This is a genomic window from Pseudomonas zeae, assembly GCF_014268485.2.
GTDB lineage: Bacteria > Pseudomonadota > Gammaproteobacteria > Pseudomonadales > Pseudomonadaceae > Aquipseudomonas > Aquipseudomonas neuropathica.
Map to the genome: position 1 here is coordinate 4,641,430 of NZ_CP077090.1, position 23,771 is coordinate 4,665,200.

Sequence of the window (23,771 nt, forward strand, 5' to 3'; positions counted from 1 at the left end):
CCAGACCCTGCCTATCGATTACTTCCGAGGAAGTCATTGCTCGCCTGCCGATTTATCTTTTAGCCAATTTTGGTATGTATTCAGGAGAGAGACATGGAAACTAGTACAACCCTCCCAAGGAAATATTTTGTTGTCGTGACTCACAGTACAACGTCGCAACGCGAACTGGAGAGCATGCTGTCCAGTGAACGTTTCAATTCGTTTGAAGGGGTTGATTCGCCCTCTTCCGCTCCAATGGTGATGGAGTTCACATATCCAGGCATCAGTCGAAAAAATATCCCGCGCAGTATCGAACACGATACTCAGCGAATAGTGGCCACGCTCGAGTCCGAATGGCGCGCCGCGCAATCGGCTAATCCTTTCCAGAATGTCCCGGTCATTACCGGGGAATCCCGCAACATGCCACCTGCCGTTGAAGGCGATATGCCCGGCAATGAAACCTGGCATCTCGACCCGGCTCAGGGTGCACTGGTCAAAGAAGATGTCGAAATCAGCCTGACTGGCCTGGAAACAGCACTGGTCAGAAAAATGCTCAGCCATGAAGAGCGTGTTGTCAGTCGTGACGAGCTGATTCTCAGCATCGGTCGAGAACCGGAACAATATCGCGGCCTGGAAATGTGCCTGAGTCGCCTGCAAGACAAATTCAAAAGCGCCAGTAATGGTGAGCGACTGTTTCGTGCCGTCAGAAACCGCGGTTATTGCCTGATTCAGGAAGTCGTCGCGTAACCCGCAAAACCTCCACGAACAGAACAAACAGAAAAAGTGCGATTACAAAAACAACAAGAGCACTCTGTTTGGCTTGGTCTTCCTCCCTGAAGTAAATATTCCCTGCCTCCACCCTCCAACAGTAACAAATACAACACACTTTATTCACCCCTCGCTCCACGACCTTTTCTAACACCCTTCTATTTAATTATTAAAAAGTTGGCACTGTGCCATCTTGTTAGAACTCGTCAGACACCATTCCAGCCAATAACTTAGTCTATTGACTGACGACAGTTCGGCATATCGATGTTGTTACCTCAGGACACTCGCTACAACAAAAACAATAAGTCTGCATAACAACTCGGTTTTCAACTGTTGAAACCTGAATGGACGTCTTTTGGGGATACCGTATGGATCTTTCTTTAAGTATCAATCGAAGCACAGGCCTCAAGGGACTGACCTTTTGGGGCCAATGGGCGCTGGCACAAGGCTTTGTGGTGACGCTGTTGTTCATACTCGCCGAGCAGCACACCGGGACGGTCGCGTTCTACTACCGGATGTGTGCAACCCTGGCGGTACTGGCGTCGGTGCCGGCGTATACGTTTAGCGGTGTTTATCGCAAGCGTGACAACTACCTGACCGGGCTCGGTCGGCTGTTCATGGGTTGGTCGATGACCATGGCGGCGCTGGCGTGCATCGCCTTTGTCTGCCAGGCCGATGAGCTGTTTTCGCGGCAGGTGATTCTGAGCTGGGCGGTGTATGGCTTCCTCGGTCAGGCGTTTCTCTATGCTCCGCTGCATGCGTTTTCCAAGTACTACCAACGGTCGCGAAAAAGCGAGCACAAGACGCTGATCGTCGGCACTGGCGAACTGGCGTTGGGTCTGGCGAAGAAACTCAGCCAACTGGAAAACCTGCCGCTGGTAGGTTTGGTCAGCAATGGCGATGTGTCTGCATTGGGTTCGGATGCTCCGCGTGTAGTGGGTGATCAGGAACAGTTGCTGGAGCTGATCGAAACCCATGATATCCGCCGCTTGTACATCACCCTGCCGCTGTGCGAAGCCGCGAAAATCGAAGCGATTTATGGTGACTTGCTGGGTGCCAACGTCGACGTGGTGTGGGTGCCGGACTTGAACAGTCTGACCCTGCTCAATCACTCGGTGAAGGTTGTGGATGGCCTGCCGGCGATCTACTTGAACGAAAGCCCGCTGACCAGTCGCCCTACCGCTGCCTTGAGCAAGAGTCTGGTAGAAAAAACCGTGGCGTTTCTGGCGATCATCGCGCTGAGCCCGATCCTGCTGATCATTGCGCTGGCGGTGAAGATCAACTCGCCAGGCCCGGTGTTTTTCAAACAGGATCGCCATGGCTGGAACGGCAAGGTGATCAAAGTCTGGAAGTTCCGCTCGATGCGTGTTCACGATGACCGTGACGTGAAGCAGGCCAGCCGTAATGACTCGCGCATTACCGCAGTCGGCCGCTTTATTCGCCGCACTTCGCTGGACGAACTGCCGCAACTGTTCAACGTGTTGCAGGGGCACATGGCCCTGGTCGGCCCACGCCCTCACGCCGTCGCGCACAACAACTACTACTCGGGGAAAATCCTCGCGTACATGGCGCGTCACCGGATTAAACCGGGGATCACCGGACTGGCCCAGATCAGCGGCTGCCGGGGTGAGACGGATACCATCGACAAGATGCAGAGGCGTGTCGAGATTGACTTGCAGTACATCAACAGCTGGTCGTTGTGGCTGGATCTGAAGATCCTGGTGAAGACACCGTTTACGTTGCTGTCGAAGGATATTTACTGAGGTTTGAAGCTGGATACCGCAAGGGGACGAAAGTCCCCTTTTTTGTGCGTGGGATTTGGGAACGGCGCTGGATTGCGGGTGAATGCAAAAATTGTAGGAGCGAGCCTGCTCGCGAAAGCGGTGGGTCAGGCAACATTGATGCTGGATGCACTGACGCCTTCGCGAGCAAGCTCGCTCCCACAGGGGGGTTGTGGTTGGCTTGGGATTTTGGGCGTGACAGATAACCAATGTGGGAGCGAGCCTGCTCGCGAAAGCGGTGGGTCAGGCAACGGGGATTCTGACTGTACGGGCGCCTTCGCGAGCAGGCTCGCTCCCACAGGGATTCGGGATTGGCACGGGATCTGTGGTGTGACAAATAGCCAATGTGGGAGCGAGCCTGCTCGCGATGGCGGAGGGTCAGGCAACGGGGATGTCGACTGAACGGACGCCTTCGCGAGCAGGCTCGCTCCCACAGGGATCTGGGATGGCATCGGGATTTTGGGTGAGACAGATAGCCAATGTGGGATGGCATCGGGATTTGTGGTGTGACAAATAACCAATGTAGGAGTGAGCCTGCTCGCGATCGCGGAGGGTCAGGCAACGGGTATGTCGACTGAACGGACGCCTTCGCGAGCAGGCTCACTCCTACAGGGCATTTGTGGTTGGCTTGGGATTTTGGGCGTGACAAATAACCAATGTAGGAGTGAGCCTGCTCGCGATGGCGGTGGGTCAGGCAACGGGAATGTCGACTGAACGGACGCCTTCGCGAGCAGGCTCACTCCTACAGGGGATTTGTGGTTGGCTTGGGATTTTGGGCGTGACAGATAACCAATGTGGGAGTGAGCCTGCTCGCGATGGCGGAGGGTCAGGCAACGGGGATGTCGACTGAACGGACGCCTTCGCGAGCAGGCTCGCTCCCACAGGGATCTGGGATGGCATCGGGATTTTGGGTGAGACAGATAGCCAATGTGGGAGTGAGCCTGCTCGCGAAAGCGGTGGGTCAGGCAACATTGATGCTGGATGTGCTGACGTCTTCGCGAGCAAGCTCGCTCCCACAGGTTTCAGAGGTGCTTCGGATATCCGCGCTTACTCCGTGATCTTCTCGAAATTCCGATAAAACATGTCCCCTTCCCGGCTATCGGTCATCGAGTGCAATTGGTAGCTGCGGCTCAGTCGCGCACCACCGTCACGGGTCAGCGGGGCCCAGACCAGGTTGGCGCGGCGCATGGTCGACATGCTCATCATTTCGTCGAACGGGATCGACAGGTAGATGCCTTTGTCGAAACTACCTTCGCCATACTCGGCACTGCCCGCCGTGGTGATCGTCGCCCACGCACCAAAGCGCACGCCATTGAAAAACTCGCGCGAGATGTCCAGCGTACCGCCCCAGTCTCCGGCCAGATAACGCCCGACGCTCACCGCCGCCAGCGTATCGAAAGGTAAATCGGTATACGCCGTGACATGCCCGGTCACCACCGAGTAATCACGCAGGGCAAAACCCTGATCGAAATCGCGCTGCCGCACCCAATTCAGATCCGCGCCCACCGACCAGCGCTCACCGGTCGGGCGGAACAACACCTCACCGCCGACACCGGCAAACATCGACTCCAGATAACCGCCATAGACCATGCCATACCAGTCTTTATCCAACTGCTCGGCATGGCTGACCTGGAACAACGGCATGGTCGTGTTAGACGTGGTCAGGTACTGACGCAAATCCGTGCGCACACGCGGCAAACCGCTCGGCGCGTCGTAGGTGAATTTGTCGAAGTTGTTGGCCAGGTTGGCACTGAGCAACCCGCTCCACCAGGTGTTGCGGTTGAAGCGGTATTCGGCGTCGGCATCGGCACTCAATTGATAGAGCAAGCCATCCGGACCACCAACGTTCTGCTTGAAGCCCAAACCCACGCCATAGCTGAAATGCTGCGGCGCCTCGGTGTAGAGGGTCTTCTCGTTGTGTGGCATCGCCGGGTTGATCTCGGTGGTGCGGTGCAGCGACTCTAGTGGCTCTTCGTTGTTGATCACTTCGCGGAAGGTCTGGCGCGGCACGCTGGTTTCTTCCAGCGGCAAGTCGTAGCGCTTGTTGACCACGGTGAACCAGTCGATGTCGTCGTTGACGCTGTTGTCGAGAATCCGGCTCGCCCGCCCGACAGCCTTGGACGAATGGAAGTAACGCTGCTGCTCGCCATACACGATCAGCTCGGAATCACGCTGGGTGATGCGCTCGACCTTGTAGCCGGCATTCTGCTGCAAACGCTGCGAGACGTTGGCCCAGTTGACCTGATCCATCGCCGTGTTCGGCGCTTTCGCCGGCAGCGGTTCCGGGGTCGGATCGTAAGTCTTCGCCGGAGCCTTGCGGCTGACGAAATTGGTGTGAAAGGTCACGCCGAACATCGCCGTATTACCGCGCTCCCACGCCGCGCTGACATCGACCGAATCGGTCACCTTGAATACCGCGCCAAGGTTGATCGGCGAGTCCTGTTTGATCTCGTTGTCCTTCGGTTCGTTTTTGTAATCGTTGCCTTCGTATTCGAGTTTCAGGCTGAGGCGATCCCACGGCGTCTGATAGCTCACGCCACCGAAGAACGACGGCCGGCCGCGAAAATACGAGCCCGAGTTGACGTCACCGGTGCCTTCCAGGGCCGGACGGGTATCGAAGCGATCGCTGACGTAGCCCAACGGGTTGTCCATGTCGCCGCGATTACCGAGGTAACCCCAGGCAATGCCGGCACTGAAATCGAAGTTGTCGTAGCGCTTGTTGGCGACGAAAAACTCACTGGAGAACAAACCGGTACCGCCGACATCTCGGAAACCGAGCGCCACGTCGGGCAACCAGTGACTTTCCTGCCACAGCCGGACTTTGACGTCGACCGCCTTGTCCTTATAGCTTTGACTACCGCTGAGGGCCTCCGAGCCGTATGGCCGGTTGGTGATCGCGGTGTAGCGAAACGAGCCTTCGAGCCAGTCCAGCGGCTGCAACGAAACGCTGTAGCGACTGTACGGATCGGTGCGGTTGGCGTTGACGCTCAACTCGCCGGCCGGGGCCATGCGCGCCGTCGGCGTCTGCAACAGCCCGGTGCCACCGAAATCATTCTGGGTAATGCGCGGTTCGGCATGAGCCAGACCGCAGGGCAATAACAACACAGCTGCAAAACGTAACTTCAACGAACCACCTCGGCCAGCTGCGTGGCAATGAATTCGGCCAACTGCTGATTCAGTTCAGGAAGAGGCGGATCAAGATCATCATTTTTCACCGGCACCAGAATCTTGCTGCCGGCCACGGGAAAGTGTCCGGACTCACGATTCCAGTGGGCGATGCCGACACGCCGCGAGACGCCGTTGGGCTGGATCAGCCACAGATAATCGGCTTCGGCATCGGCCAGAATCGAACAGCCTTGCAGGTATTCACGGGCTTCCTGCAACGGCTGATACGGCAAGTGGCACGGCTCGGCGACCGCGCCGAGCACTTGCACCTCATCGACGCGCTTCGGATAAACCAGACGATCGCCGTCATCGAGGCGAATGTTGCGCGCGAAGCCGACTTCCAATGCAACCGGATCAAGATCGGCGATCTGCCGCCCCGTTACCGGCATCTGCCGCACTTCTTCGGCAATGCGCTGCGCCAGCGCCGCCCGACTCGGCCGGTCGAACAACATTGACATGCGTTGCAGTACATCCAGATCAAACAACACACCGACCTTGAGTCGTGTCTGCGCCTCAATCAGCGACTGCCGCAGCAACCCGCCCGCCAGCCAATAGCCTTCGGCATTCGGCACGGCTTCGCTGATCACATCGAGCAAGCGCCCACCCGCTGGCAACGCGACCGGCCCGGGATTGGCGACATCGCCCGACACCGTGACAGCCGCCTGACTCACACTCGCGACCAGCATCAAGCTCGCCGACAACATTTTCAGGCGCATCACGGCAGGTGCCTGCGATCAGGGGTCAGTTGCACGACCTTGACGCGCAACTGCGACGTCAGCTGCTGCTCGCTCTGCAAAATGAACCCGTCGCGCGGGTCGACCCAGTAACGATTGGTCGCGCTCAGGCCGATGGCCGGGGCGTCAATGTGTTCATCGACACGCAGCACGGTGTATTCCTTGTCGAGAATCTTCAGGGTTTGTTCCGAGCGGCGGGAGAAACGGCTGTTGACGATCACCCCGACTTCCTGACCTTTGTAGAGGTCGATCCAGCGCCGCGTGGTGAAACCGTCGGCAACGTGATGCAGGCCCTGTTTGAAGGGCGAGTCGTCGGCCAACCGCGTGCCATCGAGATCGCCTTCCAGACCCAGGCCAATGGAACGCACGGCAAGGCCATTGCGCAGCAGCAGAACCTGTTTGCCCGAGGCGACCCAGAACTGCAGGTCTTCACGCTCGCGCACCAGCGCCAGCACCCCGGAGCCGGAAGGCGTGGTCAGTTTCATTTGCGGATAGTTGACCCCCGCCACTTCGGCCGCCGACACATCGACCTCATCCGGGCCGACGACTGCGGCCTTGAGGTTATTTAACGAAGCGCTCATCAGCGGGTTACAGCCGCACAGCAACGAGGCCGCCATCAGGCACAGGCCAACTTTTAAAATGTTCAAAGTCGGACCTTATTTGGCGTTGTTGTTGCTGTATTCGCTCCAGTTCTTCGCAGCGGAAGCGCCGGTGCCGACAATCGATGCCGACGGCACCAACTGGCTGATCAGACGGTTCCAGCGAGTCACGTTGGCAGGCCCGACATACACCACGTCCTGCGGGCGAACTTCGAAGTGCGAAGCGAGCGCCATGGCGGTCGGCGATTCGGCTTCCAGCTGGTAGATCTTGGCCGGTTCGACATCAAGGTTTTCCACGCCACGAATGACATAGACCGCGTTGCCATTGGAGGTGGTCTGGGCCAGGCCGCCGACCGAACCGAGCACGTCGGTGAGGTTCATCGTCGCGGTCTTGAAACTCAGCGCACGCGGCTGGTTGACCTCGCCCATCACGTAGATGCGCTTGTTGTCGTTGTACGGCAGATACAGCTGATCGCCGCCCTTGAGGTAAACGTTCTGCAACTCGGAATCCGCCTGATTGAGCGAGTCGAGATTGAGCGGATAAGTACGCCCCTTGCGCGTCAGCAACAGCCCGGACAGATCGGCGTTGTTGGTGTCGATGCCGGCCGAGCCGAGGGCTTCGACCACGCTCAGCGGATTGGTGGAAATCGCTTGCGGGCCGGCCTTGGCCACCGCGCCGGTGACCACGACCTTCTGGCTGGCGAAACGCAACACCGCGACATCTACCTGCGGCTCGGCGATGAATGCCGACAGCCGTTGTTCAATGTCCGAGCGCAGTTGCTGGATGGTCCGGCCAGTGGCCTGGACTTCCTTGATGAACGGGTAATAGAGCGTGCCATCGGAGCGCACCAGACGGCCGTTGGCATCGATCTGTTGTTGCGCGCCGGACGGGGCCGTCAGCTCAGGGTGATCCCACACGGTGATGTACAGAACATCATTGTTGCCGATGCGGTATTCGGCCGGCGTCGTCAGCAGCTCCGGCGGCAGCGACTCACGCTTTTGCGTGGCGCGGTTCATGGCAATCAGCTTCGGCGTGATCGGAATCAGCTCGACCCGGCTGCTTTCGCTGGCACCCTGGCGGGTGATGTCACTGGTGCTGAGGTATTGACCGGGGGAAAACATGCAACCTTGCAAAGCGAGACTTGCCAACATTAAAAGATAAACACTACGAGTCATAATGGCACTACGCTATTCAAGGGCGAATCCAAAAACAAAGTCACCCGACTTGCGTCGGGCGACCCTGTACTGCACTAACAGAACTTCCTGTTAGTTATGCGTGCCGGTTGTACCGGTGGTACCCGTCGTACCGGTGGTACCGCCGTTGGCACTGCCACCGCTGTTAGACGCCGCTACAGCACTGGCAACCATTGCAGTACTGGCTGCGGGCGCTTGAGAAGCCGCCACGTTGCCACCTACATTGGTTACCGCTGTCAACGGTGCTTCAGCGGCGGCAGCCCAGTTGCTCAACATCGTCAACAGGGCAACTGCCATCACTTTTTTCATATCAACTCCTTTCTAACATTCGACCTGTTAAAAAACCGGCCTGAGTTAGCGGTGGTGAGTTCAAGTCCGCAAAAAGCGCGAACATGATCCGTTGTTCTTTCACAGTCTTACCCAACTGATAAAAGTCGAACGGCAGGTTTATATCTACGGATTTGCAAAAGGCATTGCCAGTGTAATTTCCCGACGTTATCTAACAACCTGACTGAAAATAACATTGAACTAAATGGCCATCATCGCGAGTAGCCTTGGGGATGGTTCGATTGCCAGCGCCAAGTATCAGTGACCATGTCCTGTAAGTTGCGCGTAGCTTTCCAGCCCAGCTCTTTTGCCGCCTTGGAGGCGTCGGCCCAACTCTCGGCGATATCCCCGGAGCGGCGCGGCATCATCCGGTACGGCACCGGTTGCCCGCAGGCCTGCTCGAACGCGTGGAGCACCTGCAGCACGCTGTAGCCATCGCCGGTGCCGAGGTTCCAGGTATGAATGCCGCTGCGTTCGGAGATCGACTGCAACGCCTTCAGGTGGCCGTCGGCCAGATCGACGACGTGGATGTAATCGCGCACGCCAGTGCCATCGACCGTCGGGTAATCGTTGCCGAAGATCGACAACTCTTGCAGGCTGCCGACCGCCACCTGGCTGATGTACGGCACCAGATTATTCGGGATGCCGTTGGGGTCTTCGCCCATGTGCCCGCTGGCGTGGGCGCCGATCGGGTTGAAGTAGCGCAGCAAGGCGATGCTCCAGCGTGGCTCGGCCAGGCTCAAGTCACGCAGGACATTCTCGACGATCAGCTTGGACTGGCCGTAGGGATTGGTCGGATTGCCGGTGGGAAAATCCTCGCGAATCGGCATCTGCTCGGGCTCGCCATACACCGTGGCCGACGAGCTGAACACCAGCCGGAACACCCCCGCCGCCGCCATCGCCTGACACAGATTGATGCTGCCGCTGACGTTGGTCTCGTAGTACTCGAGCGGTTTGCGCACGCTCTCGCCGACCGCTTTCAGGCCGGCAAAATGCAGCACCGCTTCGATGTTGTGCTCGCGGAAAATCCGGTCAAGCAATGCCCGGTCACAGACATCGCCGCGGATCATCCAGGCACTCTTGCCGCAAATGCCCTCAACGGCGTGCAACGCGGCTTCGCTGCTGTTACAAAGGTTATCCAGTACGACAACTTCATAACCTGCTTCAAGTAGAGCAAGTGTGGTGTGCGAGCCGATATAGCCGGCGCCACCCGTTACCAGAATCTTCATAGTGCTATCCGTCTTTGGATGAGTGACAAGTAGCGTGTCAAGCCTGTTTTATTGAAGATGTGTCACAACTCACACAAACAGGCGACAACAACCGAAAACAAAACTAGTTCAATGACTGGCAATAAATATTTTTGCAGGTCACACTGTATTGCCCGCTACTTATTAGCACTCCCTGTGCGCTCATCACTATCAACCGATACCGACTAAAAATAACTAATAAAGCATTCGCCGACATCTCATAACATTGTCATGTTTTACCGGCCCAACTAATTGCCATTAACAACCTGACTCAGGTATTAAAGTAGGCCTTCAATCAACATTGAAACTTGCAGCCATTGTTTATGGCTCGCATCCGTCGCCTGTGTTCCATGACTGTCCAGGATACTTTTATGATTCGTAAATGTTTGTTCCCCGCTGCCGGCTATGGCACGCGTTTCTTGCCGGCCACCAAAGCCATGCCGAAAGAGATGCTGCCGATCGTCAACAAGCCGTTGATCGAGTACGCCGTTGAAGAAGCGCGGGACGCCGGCCTGCAACACATGGCCATCGTCACCGGTCGCGGCAAGCGTGCGCTGGAAGACCATTTCGACATCAGCTACGAACTCGAACACCAGATTCGCGGCACCGAGAAAGAGAAATTCCTCGCCGGCACCCGCGAGCTGATCGACACCTGCACCTTCTCCTACACCCGTCAGGTGGAAATGAAAGGTCTGGGCCACGCGATTCTCAGCGGTCGTCCGCTGATCGGCGATGAACCGTTTGCCGTGGTGCTGGCCGATGACCTGTGCCTGAACCTGGAAGGTGACGGCGTGCTTACGCAGATGATTGAGCTGTACAAGAAATTCCGCTGCTCGATCGTCGCCATCCAGGAAGTCCCGGCCGACCAGACCCACAAGTACGGGGTGATCGCCGGCGAGCTGATGTCCGACGGCATCTACCGCGTCAACAACATGGTGGAAAAACCGGCCCCGCAAGACGCGCCGTCGAACCTGGCAATCATCGGCCGCTACATCCTCACCCCGGACATTTTCGACCTGATCGCCGACACCCAACCGGGCAAGGGCGGTGAAATCCAGATCACCGACGCACTGATGAAACAGGCGCAGAACGGTTGCGTGCTGGCCTACCAATTCAAAGGCCTGCGCTTTGACTGCGGTGACGCCGAGGGTTACTTGCAGGCGACCAATTTCTGCTACGAAAACGTCTATCTCAAGGGCCGCTGAGACGGCTCCCTTCACCCAACGAGGCCACCATGAACATTGCACAACATTCCGTAGAGATTGAACGCGAGGTGGGTAACCTCGGGGTGATGAGCTGGCTGTCGCGCCATCAACCGTTGCCCAGCGCCAACGAGTCCTGGCTGGGCACGATTCTGCTGGTGGAGCGGATTGGCGTGTTTCCGGCGTCCGGTGATATCCGCCGGCCGCTGCGCGATCCCTATCCCCTGCTTGCTCATCTGAAAAAGCTGTATGGCGAGCAGGCGCTGGAAATGGATGACCGTGATGGGCTGAAGGTGATCTTCGGTGACTGGCGTTTTCGCGTGCGGATTTGCTGCAACGACCCGGCGATCATCATCAACGTTGAGACTCGGTGTGATACGCGGTTGATGCCGCAGAAGATTGCGGAGTTGCTCGAGCAGGTCGACGCCTTCGAATAACTCCCCTCACCTGATCGTTCCCACGCTCTGCGTGGGAATGCATCCAGTGACGCTCTGCGTCACCCAGCGAAGGGACGCGGAGCGTCCCGGGCGGCATTCCCACGCAGAGCTTGGGAACGATCACCGCTCTGGGGTTTGCGTGTTATTTAGGGGAGGCGTCGCACCGATCCTTGGCGCCGGTAATCCAGCCATAAAAGTAATCGGCAATCACCTTCCCGCCCGTGGCCGGTACCGGATGAATCTTGTCCGGGCCGATCATCGCTGCCGCGTAGCGTTTGACGTCAGGGCCGAACGCGCATTGCAGATTGGCGTACCCCAGATGCTGCTCCCGCGCCCACGGTTCAAGCACCTGCGCATACGCCGACATCGGGTAAGCGCTGGAGCGCGTGGTGTCCTGCCGCATGATCAGGTTGATGCTCGCCTGCGGCTGAATCTCACGCAGCATGCCGACCAATCCCTGAACGTTCTGCAGATACTGCGCGGGCTTCACGCCGAAGCCCTGATCGTTGCCACCGAGCATGATCAGGTAAACATCAGCGGGGATCTTCGACACGGCAGCTTTCCACTGCACCTGCCATTGCGGATCCTGGTGATAGAAATCCGCAGACGCCGCACCGGAGGCCGCCAGTTTCGATACGCGCACGCCGTTCTGATCGTTGCTCATCCACAGCCCGAACAACGTCGGCGCGCCTTTCACCACTTCCAGTTTGAAGGACCAGTCTTTCGCCGCCGAGAGTCCTGTGAGCGGGACTTCCTGAACACCAGCACCTTCGAGTTTCAAGGGTTGCCAGTCTTGCGTGGGCGTCCAGCGGTAGCGGATCTCGCTGGATTCGCCGTTACCCAGATAAAGCAGTTTCGCCTGAGTGACCGCCGTATCGATGCGCGGCGAAGGATTGGCATCCACCTGCAACCACGCACCGGGCCGGCCCGTCACTGTGCGGCTGTCCGGACTCGCCTGCCCCAACTCTGAAACCTTCCAGTCGCCGCCAAAGTACTTGTCACTGCTGCGGGTGTATTTGAAATGCGTGCCGCCCAGTGCGGCACCGTGGTTGAAACCGACGTAACCCGGCCCGGCAAACCCCACCTCCCCGGCCACGCGCTGCACCAGTTTGTTCAGGTAGAAATCCTGCCCGGCGCTGTAGCTGTCGCCGATCACCGAGACCGACAAAACCTTACCGGCCTTGCCTTCACGCCACTGCGCGAAACGCTCGCGCGCATCGCCCACCTGAACCACCGACGCTGCGACGGGTTGCGCGTCATCTACTGCCAACATGCAAAATTTCCTTCAGTCTGAAATGGCCCACTGAATGCCGGGATGTACAGAGATCAACTGTAGGAGTGAGCCTGCTCGCGATAGCGGTCTATCCAATACAAATGCATTGACTGACACAACGCTATCGCGAGCAGGCTCACTCCTACATTTGTCGCGGTCATCCGCTAAATCTGTGTACACCCAAAAAACCTGTGGGAGCGAGCCTGCTCGCGAAGCTCTTAGCTGCTGTGGGTTTGCACCACAGGTGTGATGGGCGTCAAAGGTTTCTTCTTCGCCGCCCGCTCCCCAAGGAACAACACCGAGGTGAAATTGAACCGGCTGAAAATCATCGACAACAGCACCGGCCCGAGCAAACCAAAGGTCAAACCACCGAGCACCAGCAAACTTTCATCCTTCACCCCCAACCGCCCCAGCACCAACCGCGACGTCGCCGCGAACAGCACATGGAACAGGAAGATCGCATAGGAATAGCCACCCAGCCAGGTCAGCGCCTTCGAGCGCATATCACTCGAGAGCAACGCAATGCACGATACGCAACCCACGGTCAGACCGATCAAACTACGACGATCAACAATCAACTCACGATCAATCGCCGCCACATACAACAACGTCAGCGAGATCAACACAAACACCAACGGCCCGATCACCTTGAAGCGTTGCTTCAGCGCATCGACGTTCTCCTGGCCAATCATGCCCGCGACAAAAAACGGCAGCAGATAAATCGCACCGTTGATCCCGAACGCGTCGAACTTGAACGGCGGCAGCAGAAACAACACTGCCGCAAACGCGAACAGCCCATACAAGCGCGTCGCCGAGCGCAGCATCCCGCGCCACTCCAGCAGCCCGACGAACATGAAAATGATGAACACCGCCTGCAGGAACCAGAAGTGGTTGATCGGCACCCAGAACGACAACAGCGCGTCGATCACCCCGACATCCTTGTTCACCCCCGGCCCCACCGCTTGCAACACCGAGAACGGTACACCGACGCAAAACAGCGGCACGATCAAGCGGCGCACCTTGCCGCTGAAAAACGCGGAAAAGTCATTGCCACGAATCTTGTAGATCGAATAGATGTACCCGGAGATGAAGGTGAACAACGGCATGCGCACGTACACCATCGAATCGGCGAGCACCCGGTACGGCGAGCCGACATCGATCTTCAACCCGCCGCCCAGCGGGCCGATGACGTGATAGAGCACCAGCAGCAGGCACGCCAGGCCACGCAGGGTTTCAATCTCCAGGGACTTTTTCTTGCTCGACATAAAGCACCTGCCTCAATTCAGAATTCTTGATTCAACCTGCACCGGTTTGTTCGCCCGCAGCATCAAGCCCAGACCGACAAACAACACCGGCACCACCATCGAGAAGTGCCGGGCGAAGGAGCCGAAGTCCGGCTCGAACAGGCCTTGCACCAGCAGAAACGCCAGCGGAATCGCGATCAGTTCCTTGGGTTTGGTCTGGATCGGCGCGCCTTTGTAATCGGTCGAGGTGATGACTTTGAACAGCAGCAACGCGGTCATGATCATCAACGCGACGAAGATCACCTGCCCCGGCCCCGACAGCAGAATCAGCTCCACCGGGAACGACAGGCGGAAGAAGATGATCATCGAGTCCAGCGCCTGCGAAACGAAGTCGCTGCCGCTGAGCCACGACACGATCAACGATTTCGAGCCCTCCTCGCCCGCCGTGCGCAACTCGTTGTTACTGGCGCGGATCGACGACACCGGAAAGCCCAGGGCGAGCTGGATCGACATCGCCACCGCCAGATAAAACAGGAACAGCATCAGAAAGAACGTCGTGCGCGACACGTACTTTTTCATCACACAGACGCCGACCCACGACAGCGAAAACAAAATCCAGTAGGGCCGAATCAGCACGCCGTAGATCACTGCCGAGAGGAAAAATCCGCCGCGATATTTTCGCGTCAGCGAGCTGAGCAAAATGCTCAACACCGCCACCGACACAATGATTTCCTTGGTCAGGTTCTCAAGGAAGAACGAGCGCACGATGCCCCACAGGCACAGGGTGCCGAAGATCGCCAACGGCATGCGCCGAAAAACCACCACCGGAATCGCCGTGAGGAAAAAATTGCAGAACATGCCGTAGGCCCAGGCATTGGTCAGGTTGATCCCGGTGGGCCGCAGCAGGAACGCCGAACACTCGTAGGACGAGCGATCCGGCGAGAACGGGTTCCAGAAATTGCAGTTGTCGGCGCGGGCGTAGGACGACCACAACGTCATCGCATCCGGCCCCGGATCACGTGGAATCAACAGCGGCATCGCCACCGACAGAAACAGCCCGGTGAAGAGGATCAGGAACGAGACATACGAATCGAGTCGCTTGCCGCGAAACTCGATGCACGGCAGTTTCAGGCCCATGACAACGCAGCCTTTTTCCCGGCCGTTGCGCGGGTCAGCACGGCAATCACCAGCAGTTGCACGATGATCGCGAAGACATTGCCCCAAGCGGCGCCGTAAATCGAATAGTGCTTGATCAACACATAGCTGACCGGCACCGAAACCAGCAGACAGATCGCCGCGCTGGCGAGCGATACGCGGCTGTTTTTCGAAGCAATCAAACCGCCCCAGACGATGTCGCCAATCGCGCGCAAAGCGAAGGAAAAAATCAGCACGCCGAGGATCACATTGTCCGGACGCGGCACGCTGGTGGCGACGTAATCGAGCACCACGTTGAAAAACACATAGATCGCCACCGCCACCGCCGCCGACACCACCAGTGAGCGCATGACCCACTTGTTGACGAACAACTGCTTGACCGTGAACGCCTGCTGATCGGCTTGAAAACGCTTGGCCAACAGCGGAATCCCGACCACCGCCACCACCGCATACGACAGCGCCTGCAAGGTGTTGGCCGCCGACCACGCGTACACGTATTGACCCAGTTTGGCGTACGGTTCGAGGTCGGCGATCAGAAACCGCTCGGCGTACTGACTCAACGCGATCAACCCGGTGCCGAGATAAAACGGTAATCCCGCTTTCCATACAGTAGCAGTGGCCAGTGTCCCGGTTTCCCGGCCGTGATGAACGTTCACCACGATCAGGTAACCGGCGATGATCACCAGCACGTTGGCGGCGACCCACAACCACAACACACTGGCGATTCCCGAGACCCAACCGAGCATCATCCCGCCCACGGCCAACACCGCCCACAGGCCGGTCTTGATGAAAAACAGCAGCGCGCCCGCCGTGGCTTTCTGCGCGGAAAACACGAACGAGTTGATCTCGAACGACAGATGCTCAGTGAGCAACACCAACGTCACACAAAGGATCAGCGCGGCGCTCGCTTCGACTTGCTGGAACAGCGAATAAATCAGCACCGTCACCACCGACAAGATCACGCCAACGGCGAGGTACAGCAGCAGCACCTTGTCGACCACGCGGCGCGAACTGCCGCCGACACTGATCAAGCGATTGATCTCGGAACTGAACCCGACACTGTAGAACTTCGACGCGATCAACGAAGCGGCGACCACCACACCGTAAAAACCCAGCGCTTCATACCCGAGGTAATGGGTGATCGCCAACACCAGCAAAAACTTCGCGCCCAATGCACCGCCGCGAAGCAGTAGCCGAAATATCATCGAACGACACCTTTGATGATCTCGTCCATGGCCACGGTTTTTGCCTCGATTTCACGGCAGGTATCGGTCAGGCGCTTGCCGAAATTCGACAACGCATTCGGCGCGTAAACCGTGTCGATGATGGTGTCGACATTGATGTCGCCGCCGTTGATCACCCAGTCTTCCACGCCCATGTCCTGATAGGCGCCGAAGCCTTTGCGTTCGTAGCTGATGTGGTACGCCGGCACGCCGGAAAGCAGCGATTCAATAGCGCCGTGCAGGCGTACGGAAATCACCAGGTCCGGCTGATACTTGGCAATCGTCGCCTTCAACGACAGCAAGTCTTCGCTAATGCCCAGTTCGCGATAGAACGCACCGTCATCGTTGCCACGCACCGCGCTCTGTACGGCGCAAACCACTTTGCTTTTGTTCTTCAAGCGCTGCAGCAGCAATTTCAGATTGGCCACGTAAGCGACTTTCTTTTCCTTGCTCCACTCCGGCGGCTTGCGCAGCACCACGCAGACTGTGGCTGGCGATGACGCGCAGCGGGTGAATTTTGCTTGCTGAAGGATTTTGCTCGCCAGCGATTGCACGGCCAGATCCGGCGCGCGGTAGACGTTTGCGCAGGCATCGAAAATGGCCGAAGAGCGATTGTCACGGACGAACACCGCGTCGGCACTGGCGTAGTGCTCGACGATTTTGCTGCTCTCGCCGTGGAACGGGCCGATGCTTTGCGGCAGGTACACCGACGGCACTTTGCTGAGGATCGCGGTTTCCAGTTGCTTGGCGTGGCCGAGTTTCAGCTTGATATGTTCGAAAGCACTTTTTGAGCGCATGTAGCCGCCGCCGACGCCGACGATCAGGTCGGTTTTCTTCAGCAGATCCGCCAGACCGGCGTAGGACTGATTGAGAAACACCGCTTGCTTGACCCGGCCCAAACCCTTGGCCGCCATCACCGGCGCGTCGAAACGTGGGTGCGGCAAGTAGCTGAAAGAGTCCGGATCGGAGGCCACGACACTGATCGCGGTGTCTTCGCCAAAGTTGCGCTGCACCAGGGCAATGGCCAGATCGACGAGCAAGCCGTCACCGGAGTTGGACGCACTGTAGCCATGCAAAATCGTTACGTTCATATGCTTGAGTTCTACTTAAAAAGTGGGAGCGCGATACAGGTCGTAGGTCTGGCGAATCATCAACGCGGCGCTGAAACGCTCGCGGACAATGCTCCGGCCTTCGTTGCCGAGGTCGAGCAAGCGTGGCTTCTGGATGATCGTCAGCACGTCGGCCAATGCCTGGTGATCACCGGACGGGAAGACATAACCGGAGACTTCATTGGTGACCAGTTCCGGCAGCGAGGTGCAGTTGCTGGCAATCACCGGCAAACCCATGGCCATGCCTTCCAGCGGCACCATGGCGAAACCTTCCCAGCGACTCGGCACGATCAGCGCATCGGCTTTCTGGTACAGCGCCTGCACTTCGCTCGGCGTGACCCATGGCAGGTATTCAACAGAGTCCATCGGCGGGCACTCCACCGCGTCCTCGTTCACCGCGCTGCCGACCACGGTCAGCTTCAAGTCTTTGCGCTGCACGTTGGCGAAGGCCTTGAGCAACACGTCGAAGCCTTTCTGATAATCGAGGCGACCGACGAAGAGCAGATGAATCGGCTCGGGACTCGCCGCTTTCGGCGCGTCATCCTTGTGGTGAATGCCGTTGTAGATCAGCTTCATGCGCTTGCGCTCGATACCGAAGCGCGCGGCTTTATCGAGTTCATACTGGCTGACGCAAATGATCACATCGGTGACTTTCTGCAGTACCCGCTCGATCCATGCATAGACTTTTTGCTTGGTCGGCGAGCTTTCCATCAGGAACGAAAACGCGTGCGGGCAGTAGACGATTTTCGGCTTGCGCCACGGTCGCAACAGCACACATACGCATCGCCCGATCACCCCGGAAAAGGTGCTGTGCAAATGCACCACGTCGGGTTTTTCCTTGAGCATCACCTGGGTCAAACGCCAGGCAAAACGCAGCAACGACGGCACGTTGCGTCCAGTGCGGGGAAAGGTACGGATCTGCTGCGCGCCGATCCCGTGCAACTCTTTGGCCTGATCGTCCGGGACCAGGTACACCAGCTCGTAGTTCGCCGCATCACCTTCAGGCGAAGCCGAAATCGTCCGGATCACCGTCGCGACGCCACCTTTGATCGTCTCTGCCACGTGCAGTATTTTCTTCACAAATCACCCACTTCAAAGAGGAAAAAACAGTCGCTGACAGTCAGGATTTGTCGGACGCGTATTCGTAGTTGTAATAGCCGTAACCGCCATTGCCGTAGTAGCTGGCGGCGCGCTTCTCGACGCCGTTGAACACCGCGCCTTTGAGCTCGATGCCGTTTTGCGCGAAGCGGCGAATGGTCAGTTCGATCTCTTTGGCCGGATTCACCCCGAAACGCGTGACGATCAGGCTGATCCCGGCTTCACGGCCAACGATGGCCGCATCGGTCACCGCCAGCAGCGGCGGCGTATCGATGATCACCAGGTCGTAGCGCTCGCTCAGTTCCGCCAGCAGCTCGCGGAAGTTGGCGTGCATCAACAGCTCGGAAGGATTCGGCGGTACCTGGCCACGGCTGATGAAGTGCAGGTTGTCGATTTCGACCTTGTTGATTGCCTGATCGATGCTGCAGCGCTTGACCAGCAGATCGGACAAGCCGTTGGTGATCGGTGTGTTGAGGGTTTTGTGCAGGTGACCTTTGCGCATGTCGGCATCGATCAGCACCACGCGCTGCCCGCTCAAAGCCATGACCGCGGCGAGGTTGGACGAGACGAAGGTCTTGCCGACCTGTGGGCTCGGCCCGGAAATCATGATGCGGTTGTTGGTCGAATCGAGCCCGGCGAAGTGCAGGCAGGTGCGCAGGCTGCGGATCGATTCAATCGACAGATCCGTCGGATTGCGCAAGGCCAGCAGGTACGCCGGTTTGTCGACACCGTCGCGGGCGCGGCCTTTTTTGTTGTCTTCTTCATCCTGCAAGGCGCTGTACGGAATCGACGCGTACACCGGCAAACCGAGTTGCTCGATGGCTTCCGGGCCTTCCAGACCACGACTCAGGGATTTGCGCAGCAGCACCAGCGCCACGCCGACAAAAGCGCCGAGGAAGGTGGCGATCAGCACGATCAGGGCTTTTTTCGGTTTGACCGGACTGGTCAGGTCGACATCCGCTGCGTCGACCAGACGCACGTTACCCACGGCACCGGCGCGGACGATGTCCAGCTCCTGGGATTTGTTCAGCAACTGCGTGTAGATCTGCGAGGCCACTTCGACATCGCGGGTCAGGTTGAGCAGCTCTTGTTGCGTGGCAGGCAGATCGCCAACCTTGCCTTCCAGCGACTTCTGTTGCTGGGTTAACTCACCAATCTGGCTCATCAACGCGCGATAGGCCGGGTGCTGTTTGGTGAACTTGCGATCCATCTCCGCCTGCTGCATTTTCAGCTCGGAGATCCGCGTTTCCAGCGCTACCGACTGACCGAGCACCGACTGGGTTTCCAGCGAGATGTTCACGGTCTTGCCGTGGGTCTGATAGGCGTTCAACGCATCGCTGGCCTTGGCCAGATCACGCTTGACCTGCGGCAACTGGCTTTGCAGGAAAGCCAGACTCTGCGCTGCTTCCGCCGAGGTGCGACGCACGTTCTGATCGACGTACAGCGCGGCGATCTTGTTGAGAATTTTCACCGCTTCAGCGGCGTCGCTGCTGGCCAGCGCCAGTTTGATAATTCCCGATTCCTTGCCCTGCTCGGAGATATCCAGTGCGTCCTGATAGCCCTGAATGGTCACGATCCGTGGGTAACGCACCACTTCGAAACGCGTACCGGGATTGGCCAACAACTGAGTGATCTGCCCTTCTACGCCGTCCTGCGCGAACGCTTCGCTGGCGACGCCTTCCACCAGCAGGTTGTCGTTGTCATCGAGTAACTGGAAGTGCTTCTGTTCACCGGCGATCAGGGTGAGTTTCTTGCCCAACAGTTCTTTGGGCAGATTGAGCCGGGCGAACTCCAGACGCTCACCGCCCCAGGCATAACTGTTCAGACCGAAACGCGGCGCCGCGACACTGGTTTCAGTCTCGCCTCGATAACGCCGGGCGAGGAAGCCGCCAATCATCGGGAAGGTGTTGGGGGTGACATCAATGTCCAGCCGCAGGTCGTCGACGGTTTTGCCGATCACCGCGCGGGATTTGATGATGCCGATTTCGGTCACCGACGGCGATTGCCCACCGAGCATGCTGTTGAGGTCGGAAAACCCGAGCATGTCGTTCTTCTTCGGCTCGACCTGCACCAGCGCATTGGCCAGGTATACGGGCGTGGCCAAAACCGCATAGGCCACGCCCGTCACCATAAAGGCCCCGGTCAGTGCGCCGATCAACCATTTCTGATCGATCAGGCTGCCAAATATGCCGAGCAGATCAATACTGTCTTGATCGTTGTCACGGGTGCCGATTACTGACGGTAACTGCATAAGTCTGTTCTTACCATTCACTGATCTGAAGAATATTCATCAATGCCCGAGGCGCTGCGCCCATGAACTAACAGCATCTTCAATCAATGCATGGGCATGAATAAAAGCGGCCTTGCCTTGACGATACGGGTCCTGTATTTCGCGCTCGCTCTGCCACTTGCCGAGCAGAAACACTTTGCCTCTGGCGTGAGAGGCAATCTTCAGTACTTGATTAACATGCTGTTTTTCCATGACCAGAATCAGGTCTGATTCATTGACGATGTCTGCGGTCAGTTGCCGTGCCATGAAGCCTTCGGTGTTATGGCCATGGTCTTCGAGCACTTGCCGGGCGGACGCTTCTACACCCTCGCCCACCCGCGCCGACAGGCCTGCGGAGGAAACGGTGATCGCCGAGGGGGCGAGCGCGCTACGCAGCATCAGTTCTGCCGTCGGACTACGGCATATATTGCCCACGCAAACGACAAGGATCTTTCTGAACAAGGTTTTACTTTCCTGTGTAATGTCAAACGGCCAACATCCCGAGCGCATTTGAATGAACCCTCAAGATCTTCCTGCACTCAGAAATAGATTCGCCCTGTTAGTACCGAGGCATTAAGTACCACAGCGTTTAAAAGCCCCCCAACCACTATTAACGGACTAAAAATAACTGTGATTTTCGAGTGATTGTTTTCCGACAAAAAATAACATTCGCGCACTAAGTGCCATCACCTCACTCGAAAATTGAGAAACGAGATCATTTATTCGCAGTTGTCACTTCTCTTCGGGAGAGCAGACATGAAAACAACACATCTCAAAAAACTCGGCGCGTTGGCATTGTTGGTGGCAGGGGCTACGACTCAGGTTCACGCCAGCGAGCTGTTTCCCAACCTTCCAGCCAAGAACATCGGCGTGCAGGTGAAGATCCAGAACTTCACGGCCGCCGACGCCGCGCAGATCAAATCGGCAGGCTTCGGTTTTGTCCGCTTCGGTGTGTGGAGCGACAGCCTGACAGCCAAGGCTTATCAGAAACAGGTCAGCGATGCCTTCGCCGCAGCCCAGTCTGCGGGCCTGCCGGTGTTGCTGACGGTCCGCGCTATCAAGGCGTTGCCCGCCACCTCGAGCGCCGAGCTGAGCACTGCCGGTGAAGGCTTCGCCAAAGCCGTGACGGGGCTGCAACAGTCGTACAGCGCGCAACTGGTGGCGATCGAGTTATGGAATGAGCCGGACCTGGAAACCTACTGGCCGACGCGCAATTTCGACACCACGTTTGTGCCGTTCATGAGCGGCGTGTGCAAGGCGCTGCAGGAGCAGCCTCCATCGACACCCGTGATCGGTTACGGCTTCGCCCGCCCGCCTAGCGCAGGCTCGGCTGCAACCGTGGCGCTGAACCGCATCGTCAGCGAATACCCCAAATGCCTGAGCGCCGTGTCCTACCACCCCTACGGCATGACCGCCACGCAGATCAGCAACGCGCAAAACTTCATTCAGCAAAACTTCCATCTGCCGGGAGTCATCAGTGAATGGGGCATCTCGGCGCTCGCCTCCAATGGTGGGCCTGAAGGACAAGCGAGCAAGATCAACACGTTTATCGGCGATGTTAAAAAGCTCAATATTCCGCTGACGTCCATTTATGAATGGAAGAACAGTGATTCGGGCAGTAACGACCGCGAGAAGAACTTCGGCCTGCTGACCTCTGACGGGCAGCCGAAACCGGCGCGTATGTCCGTCGAAGCCCTGTTGAACGCCCAGTAGCGCATGCACAACCGGCCTGTACGCAGGTCGGTTGCTTTGAACCTGTTGGCTGTTTTGGCATCGTATTCATCGATACCGCGCCCCGCCTTTCAAACAATCGTTTTCAGGTTGTTGCTGCAGGGGCCATCGATACACGCACCTACCCTTGAGTGGCCGTCAGCGCTCGGGTAATGTCATCAGACCCATAGGACAGAGCACGCCCATGACTTCCAAGCTGGAACAACTCAAACAGTTCACCACCGTAGTTGCCGACACCGGCGACTTCGAAGCGATCTCCCGGGTCAAACCGGTCGACGCCACCACCAACCCTTCCCTGCTGCTCAAAGCGGCGGCCATTCCGGCGTACGCCGAGCTGCTGAATGCTTGCGTCAGCGACTGCAAGGGCGATGTCGGCCTGGCCAGCGACCGTTTCGGCGTCGCGGTCGGCCAGGAAATTCTCAAAGTGATCCCGGGCCGTATCTCCACTGAAGTGGATGCGCGTCTGTCGTTCGACAAAGATGCCGTGCTGAAGCGCGCACATCGCTTGATCGAGCTGTACGACAAGGCCGGCATTGGCCGTGATCGCGTACTGATCAAGATCGCCTCGACCTGGGAAGGCATCCGCGCCGCCGAAGTGCTGGAGAAGGAAGGCATCCAGACCAACCTGACCCTGCTGTTCTCCTTCGCCCAGGCCGCCGCTTGCGCCGACGCTGGCGTGTTCCTGATTTCGCCATTCGTGGGCCGCATCTACGACTGGTACAAGAAGGCCAACGGCAACGACTACACCGGCGCTGATGATCCGGGCGTGCAGTCGGTCACCCGCATCTACAACTACTACAAGTCCAATGACTACAAGACCGTGGTCATGGGCGCGAGCTTCCGCAACCTCAATCAGATCGAGCAACTGGCCGGCTGCGACCGCCTGACCATCAGCCCGGACCTGATCGACAAGCTGGCGGCCGATACCGGCAAGCTGGAGCGCAAACTGGCACCGGGCAACGCCGGTGAAGCCCGTCTGAGCCTCAATGAAGCGCAGTTCCGCTGGTTGTCCAACGAAGACGCGATGGCTACCGAGAAACTGGCTGAGGGCATCCGTCAGTTTGCTCGCGACCAGGAGAAGCTTGAGGCGCTGTTGCAGGCCAAGCTGTGATTTGAGTGGGTGAAATGAAAAAGGGCGAATCCTGGTGGATTCGCCCTTTTTTGTGGGTGCTGGATAATTCCAGTGTTCTTGCGAGAGCTATCGCGAGCAGGCTCACTCCTACAAGGGATCTGTGG

20 protein-coding genes are annotated in these 23,771 nt (G+C 57.9%); 6 read left to right on the plus strand and 14 right to left on the minus strand.

Annotated elements, in window-relative coordinates:
* Nucleotides 1–93: 93 nt before the first annotated feature.
* Together HU754_RS20375 and HU754_RS20380 are read left to right on the plus strand one after the other, a co-directional pair.
* Nucleotides 94–726 carry a winged helix-turn-helix domain-containing protein gene (locus HU754_RS20375; RefSeq protein ID WP_093433774.1) on the plus strand — a complete coding sequence of 211 codons (633 nt, stop codon included), beginning with the start codon at nt 94–96 and terminating at the stop codon, nt 724–726.
* A 389-nt stretch (nt 727–1,115) separates the two neighbouring features.
* Nucleotides 1,116–2,510: an undecaprenyl-phosphate glucose phosphotransferase gene (locus HU754_RS20380; protein ID WP_186624445.1), complete on the plus strand. Its 1,395-nt coding sequence runs from the start codon at nt 1,116–1,118 to the stop codon at nt 2,508–2,510.
* Nucleotides 2,511–3,575: 1,065 nt separating this feature from the next.
* Here the strand turns inward: HU754_RS20380 and HU754_RS20385 are convergent.
* The 6 genes from HU754_RS20385 to galE form a co-directional block, all read right to left on the minus strand.
* The gene (locus HU754_RS20385; RefSeq protein WP_034156402.1) at nt 3,576–5,654 is read right to left on the minus strand and encodes a YjbH domain-containing protein; all 2,079 of its coding nucleotides are present in this window, start codon (nt 5,652–5,654) and stop codon (nt 3,576–3,578) included.
* Nucleotides 5,651–6,409, minus strand: a complete 759-nt coding sequence (locus tag HU754_RS20390; RefSeq protein WP_186624476.1) for a capsule biosynthesis GfcC family protein — start codon at nt 6,407–6,409, stop codon at nt 5,651–5,653. The genes HU754_RS20385 and HU754_RS20390 overlap by 4 nt, the downstream gene beginning before the upstream one ends.
* Nucleotides 6,409–7,074, minus strand: a complete 666-nt coding sequence (locus tag HU754_RS20395) for a YjbF family lipoprotein (RefSeq protein ID WP_034156404.1) — start codon at nt 7,072–7,074, stop codon at nt 6,409–6,411. Before HU754_RS20395 ends, HU754_RS20390 begins: the two co-directional genes overlap by 1 nt.
* Nucleotides 7,075–7,083: 9 nt before the next feature.
* Nucleotides 7,084–8,202 carry a polysaccharide biosynthesis/export family protein gene (locus HU754_RS20400; protein ID WP_186624446.1) on the minus strand — a complete coding sequence of 373 codons (1,119 nt, stop codon included), beginning with the start codon at nt 8,200–8,202 and terminating at the stop codon, nt 7,084–7,086.
* Nucleotides 8,203–8,292: 90 nt separating this feature from the next.
* On the minus strand, nt 8,293–8,529 hold the full coding sequence (locus tag HU754_RS20405; RefSeq protein ID WP_007910552.1) for a hypothetical protein: 237 nt from the start codon (nt 8,527–8,529) through the stop codon (nt 8,293–8,295).
* A 230-nt stretch (nt 8,530–8,759) separates the two neighbouring features.
* Nucleotides 8,760–9,776, minus strand: a complete 1,017-nt coding sequence (gene galE, locus HU754_RS20410) for a UDP-glucose 4-epimerase GalE (protein ID WP_093433755.1) — start codon at nt 9,774–9,776, stop codon at nt 8,760–8,762.
* 389 nt (nt 9,777–10,165) lie between these two features.
* Here galE and galU point away from each other — a divergent pair, with 389 nt between their 5' ends.
* The gene (galU, locus tag HU754_RS20415) at nt 10,166–10,999 is read left to right on the plus strand and encodes a UTP--glucose-1-phosphate uridylyltransferase GalU (protein ID WP_093433753.1); all 834 of its coding nucleotides are present in this window, start codon (nt 10,166–10,168) and stop codon (nt 10,997–10,999) included.
* Nucleotides 11,000–11,028: 29 nt separating this feature from the next.
* Nucleotides 11,029–11,433, plus strand: a complete 405-nt coding sequence (locus tag HU754_RS20420) for a phosphohexomutase domain-containing protein (protein ID WP_095050491.1) — start codon at nt 11,029–11,031, stop codon at nt 11,431–11,433.
* A 142-nt stretch (nt 11,434–11,575) separates the two neighbouring features.
* Here the strand turns inward: HU754_RS20420 and HU754_RS20425 are convergent, their stop codons facing one another.
* From HU754_RS20425 to HU754_RS20460, 8 genes are all read right to left on the minus strand, one after another.
* Nucleotides 11,576–12,706 carry an SGNH/GDSL hydrolase family protein gene (locus tag HU754_RS20425; protein WP_186624447.1) on the minus strand — a complete coding sequence of 377 codons (1,131 nt, stop codon included), beginning with the start codon at nt 12,704–12,706 and terminating at the stop codon, nt 11,576–11,578.
* Nucleotides 12,707–12,924: 218 nt separating this feature from the next.
* Nucleotides 12,925–13,971, minus strand: coding sequence for an acyltransferase family protein (locus tag HU754_RS20430; protein ID WP_186624448.1), 1,047 nt, complete (start codon nt 13,969–13,971; stop codon nt 12,925–12,927).
* A 12-nt stretch (nt 13,972–13,983) separates the two neighbouring features.
* Nucleotides 13,984–15,087, minus strand: a complete 1,104-nt coding sequence (locus tag HU754_RS20435) for a hypothetical protein (protein WP_016986717.1) — start codon at nt 15,085–15,087, stop codon at nt 13,984–13,986.
* Nucleotides 15,078–16,310 carry an MATE family efflux transporter gene (locus HU754_RS20440; protein ID WP_186624449.1) on the minus strand — a complete coding sequence of 411 codons (1,233 nt, stop codon included), beginning with the start codon at nt 16,308–16,310 and terminating at the stop codon, nt 15,078–15,080. The genes HU754_RS20435 and HU754_RS20440 overlap by 10 nt, the downstream gene beginning before the upstream one ends.
* Nucleotides 16,307–17,419, minus strand: coding sequence for a polysaccharide pyruvyl transferase family protein (locus tag HU754_RS20445; RefSeq protein ID WP_095124334.1), 1,113 nt, complete (start codon nt 17,417–17,419; stop codon nt 16,307–16,309). The genes HU754_RS20440 and HU754_RS20445 overlap by 4 nt, the downstream gene beginning before the upstream one ends.
* 15 nt (nt 17,420–17,434) lie before the next feature.
* On the minus strand, nt 17,435–18,517 hold the full coding sequence (locus tag HU754_RS20450; protein ID WP_095050484.1) for a glycosyltransferase: 1,083 nt from the start codon (nt 18,515–18,517) through the stop codon (nt 17,435–17,437).
* A 40-nt stretch (nt 18,518–18,557) separates the two neighbouring features.
* Nucleotides 18,558–20,786 (minus strand): polysaccharide biosynthesis tyrosine autokinase, encoded by a 2,229-nt coding sequence (locus HU754_RS20455; RefSeq protein WP_186624450.1) that lies wholly within the window; start codon nt 20,784–20,786, stop codon nt 18,558–18,560.
* 39 nt (nt 20,787–20,825) lie between these two features.
* Nucleotides 20,826–21,266 carry a low molecular weight protein-tyrosine-phosphatase gene (locus tag HU754_RS20460; RefSeq protein ID WP_186624451.1) on the minus strand — a complete coding sequence of 147 codons (441 nt, stop codon included), beginning with the start codon at nt 21,264–21,266 and terminating at the stop codon, nt 20,826–20,828.
* 294 nt (nt 21,267–21,560) lie between these two features.
* On the opposite strand from HU754_RS20460, the gene HU754_RS20465 reads away from it, so the two are divergent.
* Together HU754_RS20465 and tal are read left to right on the plus strand one after the other, a co-directional pair.
* Entirely contained in the window at nt 21,561–22,517 is a 957-nt protein-coding gene (locus tag HU754_RS20465; protein ID WP_186624452.1) for a cellulase family glycosylhydrolase, read from the plus strand.
* Nucleotides 22,518–22,719: 202 nt separating this feature from the next.
* The gene (gene tal, locus HU754_RS20470; protein WP_102902254.1) at nt 22,720–23,646 is read left to right on the plus strand and encodes a transaldolase; all 927 of its coding nucleotides are present in this window, start codon (nt 22,720–22,722) and stop codon (nt 23,644–23,646) included.
* Nucleotides 23,647–23,771 lie beyond the last annotated feature (125 nt).